This window comes from Enterobacter cloacae complex sp. ECL414 (assembly GCF_021869685.1).
Taxonomy (GTDB): Bacteria; Pseudomonadota; Gammaproteobacteria; order Enterobacterales; family Enterobacteriaceae; genus Enterobacter; species Enterobacter kobei.
Map to the genome: position 1 here is coordinate 727,920 of NZ_CP091481.1, position 18,519 is coordinate 746,438.

Sequence of the window (18,519 nt, forward strand, 5' to 3'; positions counted from 1 at the left end):
TGCGGGAATAATTCGCTGAGTTAATTCCCGCAATGAAATTAGGATAATTCCTGCAGGATCATAATCTCCTCATTTTCTTAATTCATTTTGGCTTTTAAACTGCCCTTTAAGGAGCCTGAAAGCGATTTTAAACCGCTATCTTTGTATTATTTTGTTACAAACCGGCTTCGGTCGATGAATATTCAGACGTTTTTCCTGGACCCTGACCAGCCAGCGTGGCAACGGCCGCCTTAACCACGCGTCTGAATGAATCTGGCGCTGTTATCCCCTGAGAATCTGTCATAAAATGCTGCCCGCGTCGCAAACTGACACTTTATATTTATCTGCGATGATATTGAGTGAGCTTTAACGCTAGTGTGCATATTCGGTTTTTTTCTTACAAATATTCATAACGTTAATTTTGCCTCGCCAGTTGTTCAGTTATTAGTCAGGTCTGTTTATCTCTATAAATAGAGGGCTTTCGGGTCCTTATAGGGAGAGTCCTGGCTTGACAAGCTTTTCCCTCGCTCCGTAAACTCCTTTAGGTGGGAATTTGTGGGTTAAAGTGGTGAGGAGGGGTGAGACTGGCATGTTCCGTGGAGCTACGTTAGTCAATCTCGACAGCAAAGGGCGTTTATCGGTGCCAACCCGATACCGCGACCAGCTGATTGAGAACGCTTCGGGTCAAATGGTTTGCACCATTGACATCAACTCCCCCTGCCTGCTGCTTTACCCCTTACCCGAATGGGAAATTATTGAGCAAAAGCTGTCGCGACTGTCGAGCATGAACCCGCAAGAGCGCCGCGTACAGCGGCTGTTATTGGGACATGCCAGTGAGTGTCAGATGGATAGCGCCGGGCGATTACTGATTGCGCCTGTGCTGCGGCAACATGCCGGTCTGACTAAAGAAGTGATGCTGGTCGGGCAGTTCAACAAGTTTGAACTGTGGGATGAAACGACCTGGTATCAACAGGTCAAGGAAGATATCGACGCTGAGCAGTCCGATTCCGCAACTTTATCGGAACGGCTGCAGGACTTGTCTCTATAAATATGATGGAAAATTATAAACACAAAACGGTGTTACTGGATGAGGCCGTGAACGGCCTGAATATTCGTCCGGATGGCATCTACATTGATGGTACGTTTGGTCGCGGTGGTCACTCGCGTTTGATTCTCTCCCAGCTTGGAGAGGAAGGACGTCTGCTGGCAATTGATCGCGATCCGCAGGCGATTGCCGTTGCACAGACCATCAATGACCCTCGCTTTTCCATCGTGCATGGACCTTTCTCTGCGCTCGCGGATTATGTTGCCGAGCGCGGCCTGACGGGCAAGATCGACGGGATTCTTCTCGATCTTGGCGTCTCTTCACCACAGCTTGATGATGCTGAACGCGGTTTCTCCTTTATGCGTGATGGTCCGCTGGATATGCGTATGGACCCGACGCGCGGCCAGTCTGCTGCCGAATGGCTGCAGACCGCTGACGAAGCGGATATTGCATGGGTGATCAAAACCTTTGGCGAAGAACGTTTTGGCAAGCGCATTGCGCGCGCCATCGTTGAGCGCAACCGCGTTGAGCCCATGACCCGTACCAAAGAGCTGGCCGAAGTGATCGCGGCGGCGATGCCGGTGAAGGATAAGCACAAACATCCCGCGACCCGTACCTTCCAGGCGGTGCGCATCTGGGTAAACAGTGAACTGGAGGAAATAGAGCTGGCGCTAAAAAGCTCGCTCGACGTACTGGCCCCGGGTGGGCGGTTATCCATCATCAGCTTCCATTCGCTGGAAGACCGCATTGTGAAGCGCTTTATGCGTGAGCAAAGCCGCGGTCCTCAGGTTCCTGCGGGGTTGCCGATGACGGAAGAACAACTCAGGAAGCTGGGTGGTCGTCAGTTGCGAGCATTAGGCAAGTTGATGCCGGGCGAAGAAGAGGTGGCAGAGAATCCACGCGCCCGTAGTTCAGTGCTGCGAGTTGCAGAGAGGACGAACGCATGATCAGCAGAGTGACAGAAACCCTAAGCAAAGTTAAGGGATCGTTAGGAAGCAACGAGCGCCATGCCTTGCCTGGCGTGATCGGCGACGATCTTTTGCGGTTCGGGAAACTGCCACTCTGCCTGTTCATTTGCATCATTGTTACGGCAGTCACGGTGGTCACCACAGCCCACCATACACGTTTATTGACTGCGCAACGCGAGCAGATGGTACTGGAACGCGATGCGCTGGATATTGAATGGCGAAATCTGATCCTTGAAGAAAACGCGCTCGGCGATCACAGCCGGGTTGAACGGATCGCAACGGAAAAGCTGCAACTGCAGCATGTTGATCCTTCCCAGGAAAATATCGTAGTACAAAAATAAGGGAAAACGCGACGCATGAAAGCAGCGGCAAAAACGCTAAAACCAAAACGTCAGGAAGAACAGGCCAACTTTGTCAGTTGGCGTTTTGCGTTGCTTTGCGGCTGCATTTTACTGGCGCTGGGTTTCCTGCTGGGACGTGTGGCGTGGTTGCAAATCATCGCCCCTGACATGCTGGTACGTCAGGGTGATATGCGCTCTCTACGTGTGCAGGAAGTGTCGACATCACGTGGGATGATCACTGACCGTTCTGGTCGCCCGCTGGCCGTGAGTGTGCCGGTAAAAGCGATTTGGGCCGACCCGAAAGAGCTGCACGACGCCGGTGGCATTACGCTGGACAACCGCTGGAAAGCGCTGTCAGATGCCCTGAAAATGCCGCTGGATCAGCTGGCTTCCCGCGTTAACGCCAACCCGAAAGGGCGTTTTATCTATCTGGCGCGTCAGGTTAACCCTGACATGGCGGACTACATTCGTAAACTGAAGCTGCCGGGCATTCATCTGCGTGAGGAATCCCGTCGTTATTATCCGTCCGGCGAAGTAACCGCTCACCTCATCGGCTTCACTAACGTCGATAGTCAGGGGATTGAGGGCGTTGAAAAAAGCTTCGATAAGTGGCTCACCGGCCAGCCGGGCGAGCGCATTGTGCGTAAAGACCGCTATGGGCGTGTCATCGAAGATATTTCCTCTACGGACAGCCAGGCGGCACACAACCTGGCACTGAGTATCGACGAGCGCTTGCAGGCGCTGGTTTATCGCGAGCTGAACAACGCCGTAGCGTTCAACAAAGCGGAGTCTGGCAGTGCCGTGCTGGTTGATGTCAGCACCGGCGAAGTGCTGGCGATGGCTAACAGTCCGTCCTACAACCCGAATAACTTTACCGGTACCGCAAAAGATGCGATGCGTAACCGGGCAATTACCGACGTGTTCGAACCTGGCTCCACGGTGAAACCGATGGTGGTGATGACGGCGCTTCAGCGCGGCATCGTCAATGAAAACACGGTTCTGAACACGATCCCTTACCGTATCAACGGCCACGAGATTAAAGACGTGGCGCGCTACAGCGAATTGACCCTGACCGGGGTGTTACAGAAGTCGAGTAACGTCGGTGTTTCAAAGCTGGCGTTAGCGATGCCGTCCTCAGCGTTAGTAGAGACTTACTCACGTTTTGGACTGGGAAAGGCGACCAATTTGGGGTTGGTCGGAGAACGCAGTGGCTTATATCCTCAAAAACAACGGTGGTCTGACATAGAGAGGGCCACCTTCTCTTTCGGCTATGGGCTAATGGTAACGCCGTTACAGTTAGCGCGAGTCTACGCAACGATTGGCAGCTATGGCGTCTATCGCCCGCTGTCGATTACCAAAGTTGATCCACCGGTTCCGGGCGAGCGTATCTTCCCGGAATCCATCGTTCGTACCGTTGTGCACATGATGGAAAGCGTGGCGCTGCCCGGCGGCGGCGGCGTGAAGGCGGCGATCAAAGGCTATCGCATTGCCATTAAAACCGGTACAGCGAAAAAGGTGGGGCCAGACGGCCGCTACATCAACAAATACATTGCCTATACCGCAGGCGTAGCGCCTGCAAGCAATCCGCGTTTTGCGCTGGTGGTCGTCATAAACGATCCACAGGCGGGTAAATACTACGGCGGCGCCGTCTCCGCGCCTGTGTTCGGAGCTATCATGGGCGGCGTGTTACGTACCATGAACATTGAACCGGATGCGCTGGCGACGGGCGAAAAAAGTGAATTTGTAATTAATCAAGGCGAGGGTACAGGTGGCAGATCGTAATTTGCGCGACCTTCTCGCTCCGTGGGTGCCAAATGCACCGGAGCGAGCACTGCGAGAGATGGTACTGGACAGCCGCGTTGCGGCTTCTGGCGATCTTTTTGTGGCGGTGGTCGGTCATCAGGCGGACGGGCGTCGTTATATCCCGCAGGCGATTGCGCAAGGTGTTGCTGCCATTATTGCTGAGGCCAAAGATGAGGCAACCGACGGTGAGATCCGTGAAATGCACGGTGTGCCGGTTATCTATCTCAGCCAGTTGAATGAACGTCTTTCTGCTCTGGCAGGACGTTTTTATCACGAACCTTCCGACCAGCTGCGTCTGGTTGGCGTGACGGGCACGAACGGAAAAACCACCACCACGCAGCTGATGGCGCAATGGGCCCAGTTGCTGGGTGAAACCGGCGCGGTAATGGGCACCGTGGGTAACGGCCTGCTGGGCAAAGTCAGCCCAACGGAAAACACCACCGGCTCGGCAGTTGACGTACAGCATGTTCTTGCCGGTCTGGCAGGGCAGGGGGCAACCTTTGCTGCGATGGAAGTTTCTTCGCACGGTCTGGTACAGCATCGTGTTGCGGCGCTGAAGTTTGCCGCCTCTGTGTTTACCAACCTGAGTCGCGATCATCTTGATTATCATGGTGATATGGAGCATTACGAAGCCGCGAAATGGCTGCTGTTCTCGACTCACCATTACGGACAAGCCATCATCAACGCCGATGATGAAGTCGGTCGCCGCTGGCTTGCGAAGTTGCCAGACGCGGTTGCGGTGTCGATGGAAGACCATATCAATCCCAACTGCCACGGCCGCTGGCTGAAGGCCGTTGACGTTAACTATCACGACAGCGGGGCGACGATCCGCTTTGCCTCTTCATGGGGCGAAGGTGAAATTGAAAGTCGCCTGATGGGCGCATTTAACGTCAGCAATCTGCTGCTGGCACTGGCAACGCTGCTGGCGCTGGGCTACCCAATGGCTGAACTGCTGAAGACCTCGGCACGTCTGCAGCCTGTTTGCGGTCGTATGGAAGTGTTTAGCGCGCCGGGCAAACCGACCGTGGTTGTCGATTATGCCCACACGCCGGATGCGCTGGAAAAAGCGCTGGAAGCGGCCCGCCTGCACTGTACCGGTAAACTGTGGTGCGTCTTTGGCTGCGGCGGCGATCGCGATAAAGGCAAACGTCCACTGATGGGCGCCATTGCGGAACAGTTCGCGGATATTCCGGTAGTAACCGATGACAACCCGCGCACGGAAGAGCCGCGCGCCATCATCAACGACATTCTGGCGGGCATGCTGGACGCCGGTCGCGCCCGCGTGGTGGAGGGCCGTGCGGAAGCCGTGACCAACACCATCATGCAGGCCAAAGAAAATGATGTGGTTCTGCTGGCAGGTAAAGGCCACGAAGATTATCAGATTGTTGGCAATCGTCGTCTGGACTACTCCGACCGCGTAACGGCAGCGCGTCTGCTGGGAGTCGTCGCATGATTAGCATCACCTTAAGCCGGGCGGCTGCGGTACTGCACGGCGAACTGTTGGGTCCAGATCTGACCATTGACGCGGTAACCACCGACACCCGCAAAGTGACCGCGGGTTGTCTGTTTGTGGCGCTGAAAGGCGAGCGTTTTGACGCGCATGATTTTGCCGGGCAGGCTAAAGAAAACGGCGCTGGCGCGCTGCTGGTCAGCCGTAAACTCGATATCGAACTGCCGCAAATTGTAGTGAAAGATACGCGTCTCGCCTTCGGTGAACTGGCCGCCTGGGTTCGTCAGCAGGTGCCAGCTCGCGTTGTCGCGCTAACCGGATCATCAGGCAAAACGTCAGTGAAAGAGATGACGGCGGCGATCCTCAGCCAGTGCGGCAATACACTTTATACCGCGGGCAACCTCAATAATGACATCGGCGTGCCGATGACATTACTTCGCCTTACCAACGAACATGAATTTGCGGTGATCGAGTTAGGAGCAAACCACCAGGGGGAAATCGCCTGGACCGTGAGCCTGACGCGCCCGGAAGCGGCGCTGGTGAATAACCTGGCGGCGGCACATCTGGAAGGCTTTGGCTCGCTGGAAGGCGTGGCGAAAGCGAAAGGCGAGATCTACACCGGTCTGCCCGCTGACGGTATTGCCATTCTCAATGCCGACAACAACGACTGGCTGAACTGGCAGAACATCATTGGCTCGCGTAAAACCTGGCGCTTCTCGCCGAATGCGGCCAACAGTGATTTTACCGCGACCAATATTCATGTGACGTCGCACGGTACAGAGTTCACGCTCACGACCCCAACGGGTGACGTAGACGTGCTGTTACCGCTGCCGGGTCGCCATAACATCGCCAATGCGCTTGCGGCTGCGGCGTTGTCGACGGCCGTGGGCGCGTCGCATGAGGCGATTAAAACCGGGCTGGCAACGTTAAAAGCCGTGCCGGGACGCCTGTTCCCGATCCCGCTTGCGGAAAACAAGCTGCTGCTGGATGACTCTTATAACGCTAACGTTGGCTCAATGACGGCGGCGGTGCAGGTGTTATCTGAAATGCCGGGCTACCGCGTCATGGTGGTCGGCGATATGGCCGAGCTGGGCGACGAAAGCGAAGCCTGTCATATCCAGGTCGGGGAAGCGGCGAAAGCGTCAGGGCTGGACTGTGTGCTGAGCGCAGGAAAACTGAGCGAGGCGATTAGCCGTGCCAGCGGCGTTGGCGAACATTTTGCCGATAAAGCTGCGTTGATTGAGCGCCTGAAGGCGTTGATTACAGAAAAACAAATTGTGACTGTGTTAGTGAAAGGTTCACGTAGTGCCGCCATGGAAGAGGTTGTGCACGCATTACAGGAGAACGGGACATGTTAGTTTGGCTGGCCGAACATTTGGTCAAATATTATTCAGGCTTTAACGTCTTTTCCTATCTGACGTTTCGTGCCATCGTCAGCCTGCTGACTGCGCTGTTCATCTCATTGTGGATGGGCCCGCGCATGATTGCCCGTCTGCAAAAACTCTCTTTCGGCCAGGTGGTGCGTAACGACGGTCCTGAGTCGCACTTCAGTAAACGCGGTACGCCGACCATGGGCGGGATTATGATCCTGACTGCAATCGTTGTCTCCGTGCTGCTGTGGGCGTATCCGTCTAACCCATACGTCTGGTGCGTGCTTACCGTGCTGGTGGGCTATGGGATCATTGGTTTTGTGGATGATTACCGCAAAGTCGTTCGCAAAGATACTAAAGGCCTGATTGCCCGCTGGAAGTACTTCTGGATGTCGGTGATCGCGCTTGGTGTGGCCTTCGCGCTCTATCTGGCAGGAAAAGACACGCCCGCGACCGAGCTGGTGGTGCCGTTCTTTAAAGACGTCATGCCGCAGCTGGGGCTGTTCTATATCCTGCTGGCCTACTTTGTGATCGTCGGAACCGGCAACGCCGTCAACCTGACCGATGGCCTGGATGGTCTGGCCATTATGCCAACCGTCTTTGTGGCGGCCGGTTTTGCACTGGTGGCGTGGGCGACCGGTAACATGAACTTTGCTAACTACCTGCACATCCCTTATCTGCGACACGCGGGTGAGCTGGTGATCGTCTGTACGGCGATTGTCGGCGCGGGGCTGGGCTTCCTGTGGTTCAACACCTATCCGGCGCAGGTCTTTATGGGCGACGTCGGTTCTCTGGCGCTGGGCGGCGCACTGGGCATCATCGCCGTGCTGCTGCGTCAGGAGTTCCTGCTGGTGATCATGGGCGGTGTGTTTGTGGTCGAGACCCTGTCGGTGATTTTGCAGGTCGGCTCCTTCAAGCTGCGCGGTCAGCGCATCTTCCGTATGGCGCCGATTCACCACCACTATGAACTGAAAGGCTGGCCGGAGCCGCGCGTGATTGTGCGCTTCTGGATTATTTCGCTGATGCTGGTGCTGATTGGCCTGGCAACGCTGAAGGTACGTTAATCATGGCAGATTACCAGGGCAAAAAAGTCGTTATCATCGGGTTGGGCCTTACCGGCCTTTCCTGCGTGGACTTTTTCCTTGCGCGTGGCGTGACGCCGCGCGTGATGGATACGCGTGTCTCTCCGCCGGGTCTGGACAAGCTGCCGGAACAGGTTGAGCGCCACCTTGGTGGTCTGAATGATGACTGGCTGCTGGCCGCCGATCTGATTGTCGCCAGCCCGGGGATGGCGCTGGCGCACCCTTCACTCAGCGCTGCGGCTGATGCGGGGGTGGAGATTGTCGGTGATATCGAGCTGTTCTGCCGTGAAGTGCAGGCGCCCGTTATTGCGATTACCGGTTCTAATGGTAAAAGCACCGTCACCACTCTGGTGGGCGAAATGGCGAAAGCCGCAGGTATGAACGTCGGCGTGGGCGGTAATATCGGTCTGCCCGCACTGATGCTGCTGGACAAAGGCTGCGAGCTGTATGTCCTTGAGCTTTCCAGCTTCCAGCTGGAAACCACCTCCAGCCTGCGCGCAGCTGCCGCGACGATCCTTAACGTGACCGAAGATCATATGGACAGGTATCCATTTGGTCTTCAGCAGTACCGCGCCGCCAAGCTGCGCGTGTATGAAAATGCCAAAGTCTGCGTGGTTAACGCCGATGATGCGCTGACCATGCCGGTGCGCGGCGCGGACGATCGCTGCATTAGCTTCGGTATCACCATGGGGGATTATCATCTGAACCGTCAGTTGGGTGAAACCTGGCTGCGCGTGAAAGGTGAGAAAGTGCTGAACGTGAAAGAGATGAAGCTCTCCGGCCAGCATAACTACACAAATGCTCTGGCAGCACTGGCGCTGGCGGATGCTGTTGGCCTGCCGCGCTCTTCCAGCCTGAAAGCGTTAACCACGTTTTCCGGTCTGGCGCACCGTTTCCAGCTGGCGCTGGAGCACAACGGCGTGCGCTGGATTAACGACTCCAAAGCCACCAACGTGGGAAGTACGGAGGCCGCGCTGAACGGTCTGCATGTTGACGGTACACTGCATCTGCTGTTGGGCGGTGACGGCAAATCCGCTGATTTCTCCTCCCTGAAGCCGTACCTTTCAGGCGATAACATCCACCTGTACTGTTTCGGTCGTGACGGCAGCGAGCTGGCTGAATTACGCCCGGAGATTGCCGAGCAAACTGAAACGATGGAACAGGCGATGCGGCTGATCGCCCCGCGCGTGAAGCCGGGAGATATGGTGCTGCTCTCTCCAGCGTGCGCGAGCCTCGATCAGTTTAAGAATTTCGAACAGCGTGGCGATATCTTTACTCGCCTGGCGAAGGAGTTAGGCTGATGCGTTTATCTCTCCCTCGCCTGAAAATGCCGCGCCTGCCAGGATTTGGAATTCTGGTGTGGCTGTTTGCGGCACTGAAAGGCTGGGTGATGGCTTCGCGGGAAAAAGACTCCGATAGCCTGATTATGTACGACCGCACCCTGTTCTGGCTTACGCTGGGGCTGGCGGCGATCGGCTTTATCATGGTGACCTCGGCCTCGATGCCCGTCGGACAGCGTCTGGCTAACGATCCTTTCCTGTTCGCCAAGCGTGACGGGCTGTACATCATTCTGGCGTTCTGTCTGGCGCTGGTGACGCTTCGTCTGCCGATGGCATTCTGGCAGCGGCACAGTACGGCGATGCTGATTGCGTCAATTATCATGCTGCTGATCGTACTGGTTGTCGGGAGCTCCGTTAACGGGGCATCGCGCTGGATTGCGTTTGGCCCGCTGCGTATTCAGCCGGCGGAATTCACCAAGCTTTCGCTGTTTTGCTACCTGGCGAACTACCTGGTGCGTAAGGTCGACGAAGTGCGTAATAACCTTCGCGGCTTCTTAAAACCGATGGGCGTGATTCTGGTGCTCGCGATCCTGCTGCTGGCGCAGCCTGACCTCGGTACCGTGGTGGTGCTGTTTGTCACGACGCTGGCGATGCTGTTCCTGGCAGGGGCCAAGCTGTGGCAGTTCATCGCCATCATCGGAATGGGGATTTCAGCGGTAGTGCTGCTGATCCTCGCCGAGCCTTACCGTATCCGCCGTGTGACCTCGTTCTGGAACCCATGGGAAGATCCGTTCGGCAGTGGTTATCAGCTGACGCAGTCGCTGATGGCGTTTGGTCGCGGTGAGGTTTGGGGGCAAGGGCTGGGTAACTCGGTACAGAAACTGGAGTATTTACCGGAAGCGCATACTGACTTCATCTTCTCCATTATTGGGGAAGAACTGGGTTATATCGGTGTGGTATTGGCGCTATTAATGGTATTCTTCGTCGCTTTCCGCGCCATGTCGATTGGCCGAAAAGCGCTGGAGATCGATCACCGCTTCTCAGGTTTCTTAGCCTGTTCAATTGGGATCTGGTTTAGCTTCCAGGCACTGGTTAACGTCGGCGCCGCAGCGGGTATGCTGCCGACCAAAGGTCTGACGTTGCCGTTGATCAGTTATGGTGGTTCGAGCCTGTTGATCATGTCGACGGCCATTATGTTTTTGTTACGCATAGATTATGAGACGCGTCTGGAGAAAGCCCAGGCGTTTACACGAGGTTCACGATGAATCAACCGAAGCGGTTAATGGTGATGGCAGGCGGTACCGGCGGACATGTGTTCCCGGGGCTGGCGGTTGCGCACCATTTAATGGAGCAGGGCTGGCAGGTACGCTGGCTGGGAACCGCAGACCGCATGGAAGCCGACCTGGTACCGAAGCACGGTATTGAGATCGACTTTATTCGTATTTCCGGCCTTCGTGGCAAAGGTCTTAAGGCGCTGCTGCTGTCTCCGGTGCGTATTTTTAACGCCTGGCGTCAGGCACGCACCATCATGAAGCGTTTTAAGCCTGATGTGGTACTGGGCATGGGTGGCTACGTCTCTGGCCCAGGCGGGTTGGCTGCGTGGTCACTAGGTATTCCCGTCGTACTGCATGAGCAGAACGGTATTGCCGGTCTGACCAACAAGTGGCTGGCGAAAATCGCCACCAAAGTTATGCAGGCGTTTCCCGGTGCGTTCCCGAAAGCGGACGTGGTAGGTAACCCGGTGCGTGTGGATGTGCTGGCGCTGCCGCTGCCGGACACCCGCCTGACGGGGCGTGAAGGACCGGTACGCGTTCTGGTTGTGGGCGGCTCTCAAGGGGCACGCATTTTAAACCAGACGATGCCGCAGGTGGCTGCAAAGCTGGGTGATGCCGTGACCATTTGGCATCAAAGCGGGAAAGGCGCGCAACAGACCGTTGAGCAGGCTTACGCCGCTGAAGGCCAGCCGCAGCACAAAGTGACCGAATTTATTGACGATATGGCTGCAGCCTATGCCTGGGCCGATGTCGTGGTTTGCCGCTCTGGCGCACTGACGGTAAGCGAAATCGCTGCCGCCGGTTTGCCCGCGGTGTTTGTCCCGTTCCAGCACAAAGACCGACAGCAGTACTGGAACGCGCTGCCGCTTGAGAAAGCCGGTGCGGCGAAGATATTTGAACAGCCACAATTTACCGCCGACGCGGTCGCCACTACCCTGGCGGGCTGGAACAGAGATGCATTGCTGGAGATGGCACAACGCGCGCGCGCGGTGGCAATCCCGGATGCGACTGAACGGGTGGCAAAAGAAGTGAGCCTGGCAGCCCAGGCTTAACCCTCGCAGCGCGTGTTGCGCTGCACGAATTTTAAGTAGTCGATGGCGTTTAGAGAATGAATACACAACAACTGGCAAAACTGCGTTCAATCGTGCCCGAGATGCGTCGCGTCCGGCACATTCACTTTGTTGGCATCGGTGGTGCTGGCATGGGCGGTATTGCCGAAGTGTTAGCTAACGAAGGTTATCAGATCAGCGGGTCTGACCTGGCGCCAAACCCTGTTACGCAGCAACTGGCGTCGCTTGGGGCGACTATCTATTTCAACCATCGCCCTGAAAACGTGCGCGATGCAAGCGTGGTGGTGGTATCGAGCGCTATCTCCTCTGACAACCCGGAAATCGTTGCCGCGCATGAAGCGCGCATTCCGGTGATCCGCCGTGCTGAAATGTTGGCGGAACTGATGCGTTTTCGTCACGGCATCGCGATTGCCGGGACCCACGGTAAAACCACGACGACTGCGATGGTTTCCAGTATTTATGCCGAAGCGGGTCTCGACCCGACGTTCGTCAATGGCGGTCTGGTCAAAGCCGCAGGCGTGCACGCGCGTCTGGGTCACAGCCGTTACCTGATTGCGGAAGCAGATGAGAGCGATGCGTCGTTCCTGCATCTGCAGCCGATGGTGGCGATTGTCACCAATATCGAAGCCGACCATATGGATACCTACCAGGGCGACTTTGAGAATTTAAAGCAGACCTTTATCAACTTCCTGCACAACCTGCCGTTTTATGGCCGCGCGGTGATGTGTGTGGATGACCCGGTCATCCGCGAACTGCTGCCGCGAGTGGGGCGTCAAATCACCACTTATGGCTTCAGTGAGGATGCTGACGTTCGCGTGGAAGAGTACAAACAGGTTGGTGCGCAGGGGCATTTCACGCTGGCGCGTCAGGACAAAGAGCTGCTGCACGTTACGCTGAATGCGCCAGGGCGTCATAACGCCCTCAACGCCGCAGCGGCGGTGGCGGTGGCGACAGAAGAAGGCATCGATGATGAAGCGATCCTGCGCGCCCTGGAAAGCTTCCAGGGCACTGGACGTCGTTTCGATTTCCTCGGTGAATTCCCGCTGGAGGCAGTAAACGGTAAAGCCGGCACCGCTATGCTGGTGGATGACTACGGCCACCATCCAACCGAAGTGGACGCGACCATCAAAGCTGCACGCGCTGGCTGGCCTGAAAAAAATCTGGTCATGATCTTCCAGCCGCACCGCTATACGCGCACCCGCGATCTGTATGACGATTTCGCCAGCGTACTGTCGCAGGTGGATACGCTGCTGATGCTGGATGTTTATGCAGCGGGCGAAACTCCGATTCCGGGGGCTGACAGTCGTTCTTTGTGTCGCACGATTCGCGGACGCGGTAAAGTTGACCCTATTTTGGTTTCTGACCCGGTACAGGTGGCGGAAATTCTGGCACCTGTGCTGAGCGGTAACGATCTGATTCTGATCCAGGGTGCGGGAAATATCGGCAAAATCGCCCGTACCTTAGCTGAAATCAAACTGAAGCCGCAAACTCAGGAGGATGAGCATCATGGCTGATAAGATTGCTGTCCTGTCTGGCGGCACGTCCGCCGAGCGCGAGGTTTCTCTGAATTCCGGCGCTGCCGTACTGGCGGGTCTGCGTGAAGGGGGCGTCAATGCGCACCTGGTCGATCCAAAAGAGGTCGACGTGACGCAGTTAAAAGCAATGGGCTTCGATAAAGTCTTTATCGCATTACATGGCCGTGGCGGAGAAGACGGAACCCTGCAGGGGCTTCTGGAGTTGATCGACATGCCGTACACCGGCAGCGGCGTGATGGCGTCTGCCATCTCTATGGATAAACTGCGCAGTAAGTTACTGTGGCAGGGCGCGGGGCTACCGGTTGCACCGTGGGTGGCGCTGACGCGTCGCGAATTTGAATTGGGCCTGTCTGACAGCGTTAATACACGCATTGCGGCACTGGGCTTACCGGTTATTGTAAAGCCGAGCCGGGAAGGGTCGAGCGTAGGAATGTCAAAAGTCGATAAAGCTGAAGATTTAGCGTCGGCTTTAGCATTGGCATTTCAACACGATGAAGAAGTTCTGATTGAAAAATGGCTCAGCGGGCCGGAATTTACCGTCGCGATGCTTGGCGAAGAAATTTTACCGTCAATTCGCATCCAACCCGCCGGAGTCTTCTATGATTATGAGGCGAAGTATCTCTCTGATGAGACGCAATATTTCTGCCCTTGTGGTCTGGAAGCTGAGCGTGAAGCAGATTTACAGTCCCTGGTGCTTAAAGCCTGGAATATTCTTGGGTGTCGCGGCTGGGGACGCATTGATGTGATGCAGGACAGTGACGGGCAATTTTACCTGCTGGAAGCCAATACCTCTCCGGGAATGACCAGCCATAGCCTTGTGCCGATGGCTGCGCGTCAGGCAGGAATGAGCTTCTCTCAGTTAGTCGTACGTATTCTGGACCAGGCGGGCTGATATGTCTCAGGCTGCATTGAACACGCGCAACCGCGATGACGAAGAAGAATATGCTTCTTCACGCCGGAGTAATGGAACGCGTCTTGCAGGGATTATTTTCCTGCTCGGGGTGCTGTGCACCGTGTTTATCAGCGGCTGGATGGTGCTGGGCTGGATGGAAGATGCGCAGCGGTTGCCTCTGTCAAAGCTGGTGGTGACCGGCGAGCGTCACTACACGCGTAACGATGATATTCGCCAGTCAATTCTGGCGCTGGGATCGCCCGGCACCTTTATGACTCAGGACGTCAATATTATTCAGAGTCAGATTGAACGTCTGCCCTGGATAAAACAGGCGAGTGTCAGAAAGCAATGGCCTGATGAATTGAAGATTCATCTGGTTGAATATGTGCCCATTGCGCGTTGGAATGATCAGCACATGGTTGACGTAGACGGAAATTCCTTCAGCGTCCCATCCGATCGTGTTAACAAGCAAAATTTACCGATGTTGTATGGCCCTGAAGGTAGCGAAAACGAAGTCTTGCAGGGTTTTCGTGAAATGGGTCAGGTGCTGGCGAAGGACAGGTTTACGTTAAAAGATGCTGCAATGACGGCGCGCCGCTCCTGGCAGCTTACGTTGACGAACGGCATTAAGCTCAACCTGGGGCGCGGCGACACAATGAAACGTCTGGCGCGTTTTGTAGAACTTTACCCGGTTTTACAGCAGCAGGCGCAGACGGACGGCAAACGGATAAGCTACGTTGATTTGCGCTATGACTCAGGCGCAGCAGTCGGTTGGGAGCCGGCTCCGGTCGAGGAACCTAATCAGCAACAGAATCAGGCACAGGTACAGGCAGAACAACAATGATCAAGGCGACGGACAGAAAACTGGTAGTTGGACTGGAGATTGGCACCGCTAAGGTTGCCGCTTTAGTAGGGGAAGTTCTGCCCGACGGTATGGTCAATATCATTGGCGTGGGCAGTTGCCCGTCCCGTGGTATGGATAAAGGTGGGGTAAATGACCTTGAGTCGGTGGTGAAATGCGTGCAGCGCGCCATCGATCAGGCTGAATTAATGGCGGATTGCCAGATTTCTTCTGTCTATCTGGCCCTTTCTGGCAAGCACATCAGCTGCCAGAACGAAATCGGTATGGTGCCGATTTCCGAAGAAGAAGTGACGCAGGAAGACGTTGAAAACGTGGTGCATACGGCGAAGTCCGTGCGCGTGCGCGATGAACATCGTGTACTGCACGTGATCCCGCAGGAATATGCGATCGACTATCAGGAAGGGATCAAAAACCCGGTCGGTCTGTCTGGCGTGCGTATGCAGGCAAAAGTGCACCTGATCACATGTCACAACGATATGGCGAAGAACATTGTAAAAGCCGTTGAACGTTGTGGCCTGAAAGTTGACCAACTTATTTTCGCCGGTCTGGCGGCAAGTTATTCCGTGCTGACCGAAGACGAACGTGAACTCGGTGTCTGTGTGGTCGATATTGGTGGTGGTACAATGGACATGGCTGTCTATACAGGCGGTGCGCTGCGCCACACCAAAGTGATCCCTTATGCCGGGAACGTTGTGACCAGCGATATCGCATACGCTTTTGGTACGCCACCGAGCGATGCAGAAGCGATTAAAGTGCGCCACGGCTGTGCGCTGGGTTCAATTGTTGGCAAAGATGAGAGCGTTGAAGTGCCGAGCGTGGGCGGTCGTCCGCCGCGCAGCCTGCAACGTCAGACGTTGGCAGAGGTGATTGAGCCGCGTTATACCGAGCTGCTCAACCTGGTCAACGAAGAGATTTTACAGTTACAGGAACAGCTTCGTCAGCAAGGTGTGAAACATCATCTCGCGGCGGGGATTGTATTAACCGGCGGGGCAGCGCAAATTGAAGGTCTTGCGGCCTGCGCTCAGCGCGTGTTCCATACGCAGGTGCGTATTGGTGCGCCGCTGAATATTACCGGTTTAACGGATTATGCTCAGGAGCCGTACTATTCGACGGCTGTGGGCCTGCTCCACTACGGGAAGGAATCTCATCTCAGTGGTGAAGCAGAAGTGGAAAAACGCGTTTCAGTGGGGTCGTGGGTCAAACGACTGAACAACTGGCTGCGAAAAGAGTTTTAATTTTTTTAAGAGACCGGAGAGAATTAGCGGTCTCGGGCGACAGGCACAACGGAGAGAGAAATTATGTTTGAACCTATGGAACTGACCAACGACGCGGTGATTAAAGTCATCGGCGTCGGTGGCGGCGGCGGTAACGCCGTAGAGCATATGGTGCGTGAACGCATTGAAGGTGTTGAATTCTTTGCAGTTAACACCGATGCGCAGGCACTGCGTAAAACAGCAGTTGGCCAGACTATCCAGATCGGCGGTGGCATCACCAAAGGGCTGGGCGCTGGGGCAAACCCGGAAGTCGGTCGCAACGCGGCTGAAGAAGATCGTGAAGCCCTGCGTGCTGCACTGGAAGGTGCGGACATGGTCTTCATCGCAGCAGGTATGGGCGGCGGTACGGGTACCGGTGCAGCACCTGTTGTCGCAGAAGTCGCTAAAGATTTAGGTATCCTGACCGTTGCTGTCGTGACCAAGCCTTTCAACTTTGAAGGCAAGAAGCGTATGGCTTTCGCGGAGCAGGGTATCACCGAACTGTCCAAGCATGTGGACTCACTGATCACCATCCCGAACGACAAACTGTTGAAAGTTCTGGGTCGCGGTATCTCCCTGCTGGACGCCTTCGGCGCGGCAAACGACGTGCTGAAAGGCGCGGTTCAGGGTATCGCCGAACTGATTACCCGTCCTGGCCTGATGAACGTTGACTTTGCAGACGTTCGTACCGTGATGTCCGAAATGGGCTATGCGATGATGGGCTCTGGCGTGGCAAGCGGTGAAGACCGTGCAGAAGAAGCGGCTGAAATGGCTATCTCTTCTCCACTGCTGGAAGATATCGACCTGTCTGGTGCGCGCGGCGTGCTGGTCAACATTACCGCTGGCTTTGACCTGCGTCTGGATGAGTTCGAAACCGTGGGTAACACTATCCGTGCGTTCGCCTCTGACAATGCCACCGTGGTAATTGGTACGTCTCTCGACCCGGAAATGAACGACGAGCTGCGTGTAACTGTTGTTGCCACCGGTATCGGTATGGATAAGCGTCCTGAGATCACCCTGGTGACCAACAAACAGACTCAGCAACCGGTAATGGATCGTTACCAGCAGCACGGTATGTCTCCTCTGACTCAAGAGCAGAAACCGGCCGCGAAAGTGGTGAACGACCCAACGCCGCAAACGGCGAAAGAGCCAGATTATCTGGATATCCCGGCGTTCCTGCGTAAGCAAGCTGACTAAGAATTGGCTGGAATTTGGGGATTTGCGCTCTTTGTGCTAAACTGGCCCACCGTTAGTGATATACACTTTCGGTTGGATAGTTAATTTGGCGAGATTATACGATGATCAAACAAAGGACACTTAAACGTATCGTTCAGGCGACGGGTGTCGGTTTACATACCGGCAAGAAAGTCACACTGACGTTACGCCCTGCGCCGGCCAATACCGGGGTCATCTATCGTCGCACCGACTTGAATCCACCGGTAGATTTTCCGGCCGATGCCAAATCTGTGCGTGATACTATGCTCTGTACTTGTCTGGTGAACGAGCATGACGTGCGGATTTCTACCGTAGAGCACCTGAACGCCGCCCTGGCGGGTCTGGGTATCGACAACATTATGGTTGAAGTCGATGCGCCAGAAATCCCGATTATGGATGGCAGTGCTGCTCCGTTCGTTTATCTGTTGCTGGATGCCGGCATTGAAGAACTGAACTGCGCGAAGAAATTTGTTCGCATCAAAGAGACCGTTCGTGTCGAAGATGGCGACAAGTGGGCTGAATTCAAACCGTACAATGGTTTCTCGTTGGACTTTACCATCGACTTTAACCATCCGGCGATTGATGCCAGCACCCAACGCTATGCGATGAACTTCTCTGCTGATGCGTTTATGCGCCAGATTAGCCGCGCACGTACGTTTGGCTTCATGCGTGATATCGAATATCTGCAGTCCCGCGGCTTGTGCCTGGGCGGCAGCTTCGATTGTGCCATCGTTGTTGACGATTATCGCGTACTGAACGAAGACGGCCTGCGTTTTGAAGACGAATTCGTGCGTCACAAAATGCTGGATGCGATCGGCGACCTGTTTATGTGTGGTCATAACATCATTGGTGCATTCACCGCGTTTAAATCCGGTCATGCACTGAACAACAAACTGTTGCAGGCAGTCCTGGCAAAACAGGAAGCCTGGGAATATGTGACCTTTGAAGACGAAGCGGAACTGCCGCTGGCCTTCAAAGCACCAAGCACGGTTCTGGCTTAACGGTTCACACCGTTTCGTAAAAAATCGACTGGTTAACCTGGTACTCTCTCCGACCAGGAAGACCAGTCGTTTTTATTTTTACCCGTCTTCGTTTGCCCC

The 18,519-nt window shown here is 55.4% G+C and carries 16 protein-coding genes; all 16 read left to right on the plus strand.

Going from position 1 to position 18,519, the window contains the following annotated elements; translation table 11 throughout:
• Positions 1 to 568 precede the first annotated feature (568 nt).
• Positions 569 to 1,027 carry a division/cell wall cluster transcriptional repressor MraZ gene (gene mraZ / locus L3068_RS03395; protein ID WP_014882537.1) on the plus strand — a complete coding sequence of 153 codons (459 nt, stop codon included), beginning with the start codon at positions 569 to 571 and terminating at the stop codon, positions 1,025 to 1,027.
• A gap of 2 nt (positions 1,028 to 1,029) precedes the next feature.
• Positions 1,030 to 1,971 (plus strand): 16S rRNA (cytosine(1402)-N(4))-methyltransferase RsmH, encoded by a 942-nt coding sequence (gene rsmH / locus L3068_RS03400; RefSeq protein WP_117580902.1) that lies wholly within the window; start codon positions 1,030 to 1,032, stop codon positions 1,969 to 1,971.
• Positions 1,968 to 2,333 carry a cell division protein FtsL gene (ftsL, locus tag L3068_RS03405; protein ID WP_014068894.1) on the plus strand — a complete coding sequence of 122 codons (366 nt, stop codon included), beginning with the start codon at positions 1,968 to 1,970 and terminating at the stop codon, positions 2,331 to 2,333. The genes rsmH and ftsL overlap by 4 nt, the downstream gene beginning before the upstream one ends.
• A gap of 15 nt (positions 2,334 to 2,348) precedes the next feature.
• Positions 2,349 to 4,115: a peptidoglycan DD-transpeptidase PBP3 gene (ftsI, locus tag L3068_RS03410; protein ID WP_014882539.1), complete on the plus strand. Its 1,767-nt coding sequence runs from the start codon at positions 2,349 to 2,351 to the stop codon at positions 4,113 to 4,115.
• Positions 4,102 to 5,589 (plus strand): UDP-N-acetylmuramoyl-L-alanyl-D-glutamate--2,6-diaminopimelate ligase, encoded by a 1,488-nt coding sequence (gene murE / locus L3068_RS03415; protein ID WP_014882540.1) that lies wholly within the window; start codon positions 4,102 to 4,104, stop codon positions 5,587 to 5,589. Before ftsI ends, murE begins: the two co-directional genes overlap by 14 nt.
• Positions 5,586 to 6,944 (plus strand): UDP-N-acetylmuramoyl-tripeptide--D-alanyl-D-alanine ligase, encoded by a 1,359-nt coding sequence (murF, locus tag L3068_RS03420; RefSeq protein ID WP_045134570.1) that lies wholly within the window; start codon positions 5,586 to 5,588, stop codon positions 6,942 to 6,944. Before murE ends, murF begins: the two co-directional genes overlap by 4 nt.
• Positions 6,938 to 8,020 (plus strand): phospho-N-acetylmuramoyl-pentapeptide-transferase, encoded by a 1,083-nt coding sequence (gene mraY / locus L3068_RS03425; protein WP_008501985.1) that lies wholly within the window; start codon positions 6,938 to 6,940, stop codon positions 8,018 to 8,020. Before murF ends, mraY begins: the two co-directional genes overlap by 7 nt.
• Before the next feature lie 2 nt (positions 8,021 to 8,022).
• Positions 8,023 to 9,339 carry a UDP-N-acetylmuramoyl-L-alanine--D-glutamate ligase gene (gene murD / locus L3068_RS03430; protein WP_117580905.1) on the plus strand — a complete coding sequence of 439 codons (1,317 nt, stop codon included), beginning with the start codon at positions 8,023 to 8,025 and terminating at the stop codon, positions 9,337 to 9,339.
• Positions 9,339 to 10,583, plus strand: a complete 1,245-nt coding sequence (ftsW, locus tag L3068_RS03435) for a cell division protein FtsW (protein WP_014882543.1) — start codon at positions 9,339 to 9,341, stop codon at positions 10,581 to 10,583. The genes murD and ftsW overlap by 1 nt, the downstream gene beginning before the upstream one ends.
• Complete coding sequence (murG, locus tag L3068_RS03440) at positions 10,580 to 11,644, plus strand: undecaprenyldiphospho-muramoylpentapeptide beta-N-acetylglucosaminyltransferase (protein ID WP_014882544.1); 1,065 nt, start codon at positions 10,580 to 10,582, stop codon at positions 11,642 to 11,644. Before ftsW ends, murG begins: the two co-directional genes overlap by 4 nt.
• Positions 11,645 to 11,700: 56 nt before the next feature.
• On the plus strand, positions 11,701 to 13,176 hold the full coding sequence (murC, locus tag L3068_RS03445; RefSeq protein ID WP_063433996.1) for a UDP-N-acetylmuramate--L-alanine ligase: 1,476 nt from the start codon (positions 11,701 to 11,703) through the stop codon (positions 13,174 to 13,176).
• Positions 13,169 to 14,089, plus strand: a complete 921-nt coding sequence (locus L3068_RS03450) for a D-alanine--D-alanine ligase (RefSeq protein ID WP_049010314.1) — start codon at positions 13,169 to 13,171, stop codon at positions 14,087 to 14,089. The genes murC and L3068_RS03450 overlap by 8 nt, the downstream gene beginning before the upstream one ends.
• A gap of 1 nt (position 14,090) precedes the next feature.
• The gene (ftsQ, locus tag L3068_RS03455; RefSeq protein WP_014882547.1) at positions 14,091 to 14,933 is read left to right on the plus strand and encodes a cell division protein FtsQ; all 843 of its coding nucleotides are present in this window, start codon (positions 14,091 to 14,093) and stop codon (positions 14,931 to 14,933) included.
• Positions 14,930 to 16,186, plus strand: a complete 1,257-nt coding sequence (gene ftsA, locus L3068_RS03460) for a cell division protein FtsA (RefSeq protein WP_006173845.1) — start codon at positions 14,930 to 14,932, stop codon at positions 16,184 to 16,186. The genes ftsQ and ftsA overlap by 4 nt, the downstream gene beginning before the upstream one ends.
• Positions 16,187 to 16,249: 63 nt before the next feature.
• Entirely contained in the window at positions 16,250 to 17,401 is a 1,152-nt protein-coding gene (gene ftsZ, locus L3068_RS03465; protein ID WP_008501978.1) for a cell division protein FtsZ, read from the plus strand.
• Between the two features lie 101 nt (positions 17,402 to 17,502).
• Complete coding sequence (gene lpxC, locus L3068_RS03470) at positions 17,503 to 18,420, plus strand: UDP-3-O-acyl-N-acetylglucosamine deacetylase (RefSeq protein ID WP_014882548.1); 918 nt, start codon at positions 17,503 to 17,505, stop codon at positions 18,418 to 18,420.
• Positions 18,421 to 18,519: the final 99 nt, after the last annotated feature.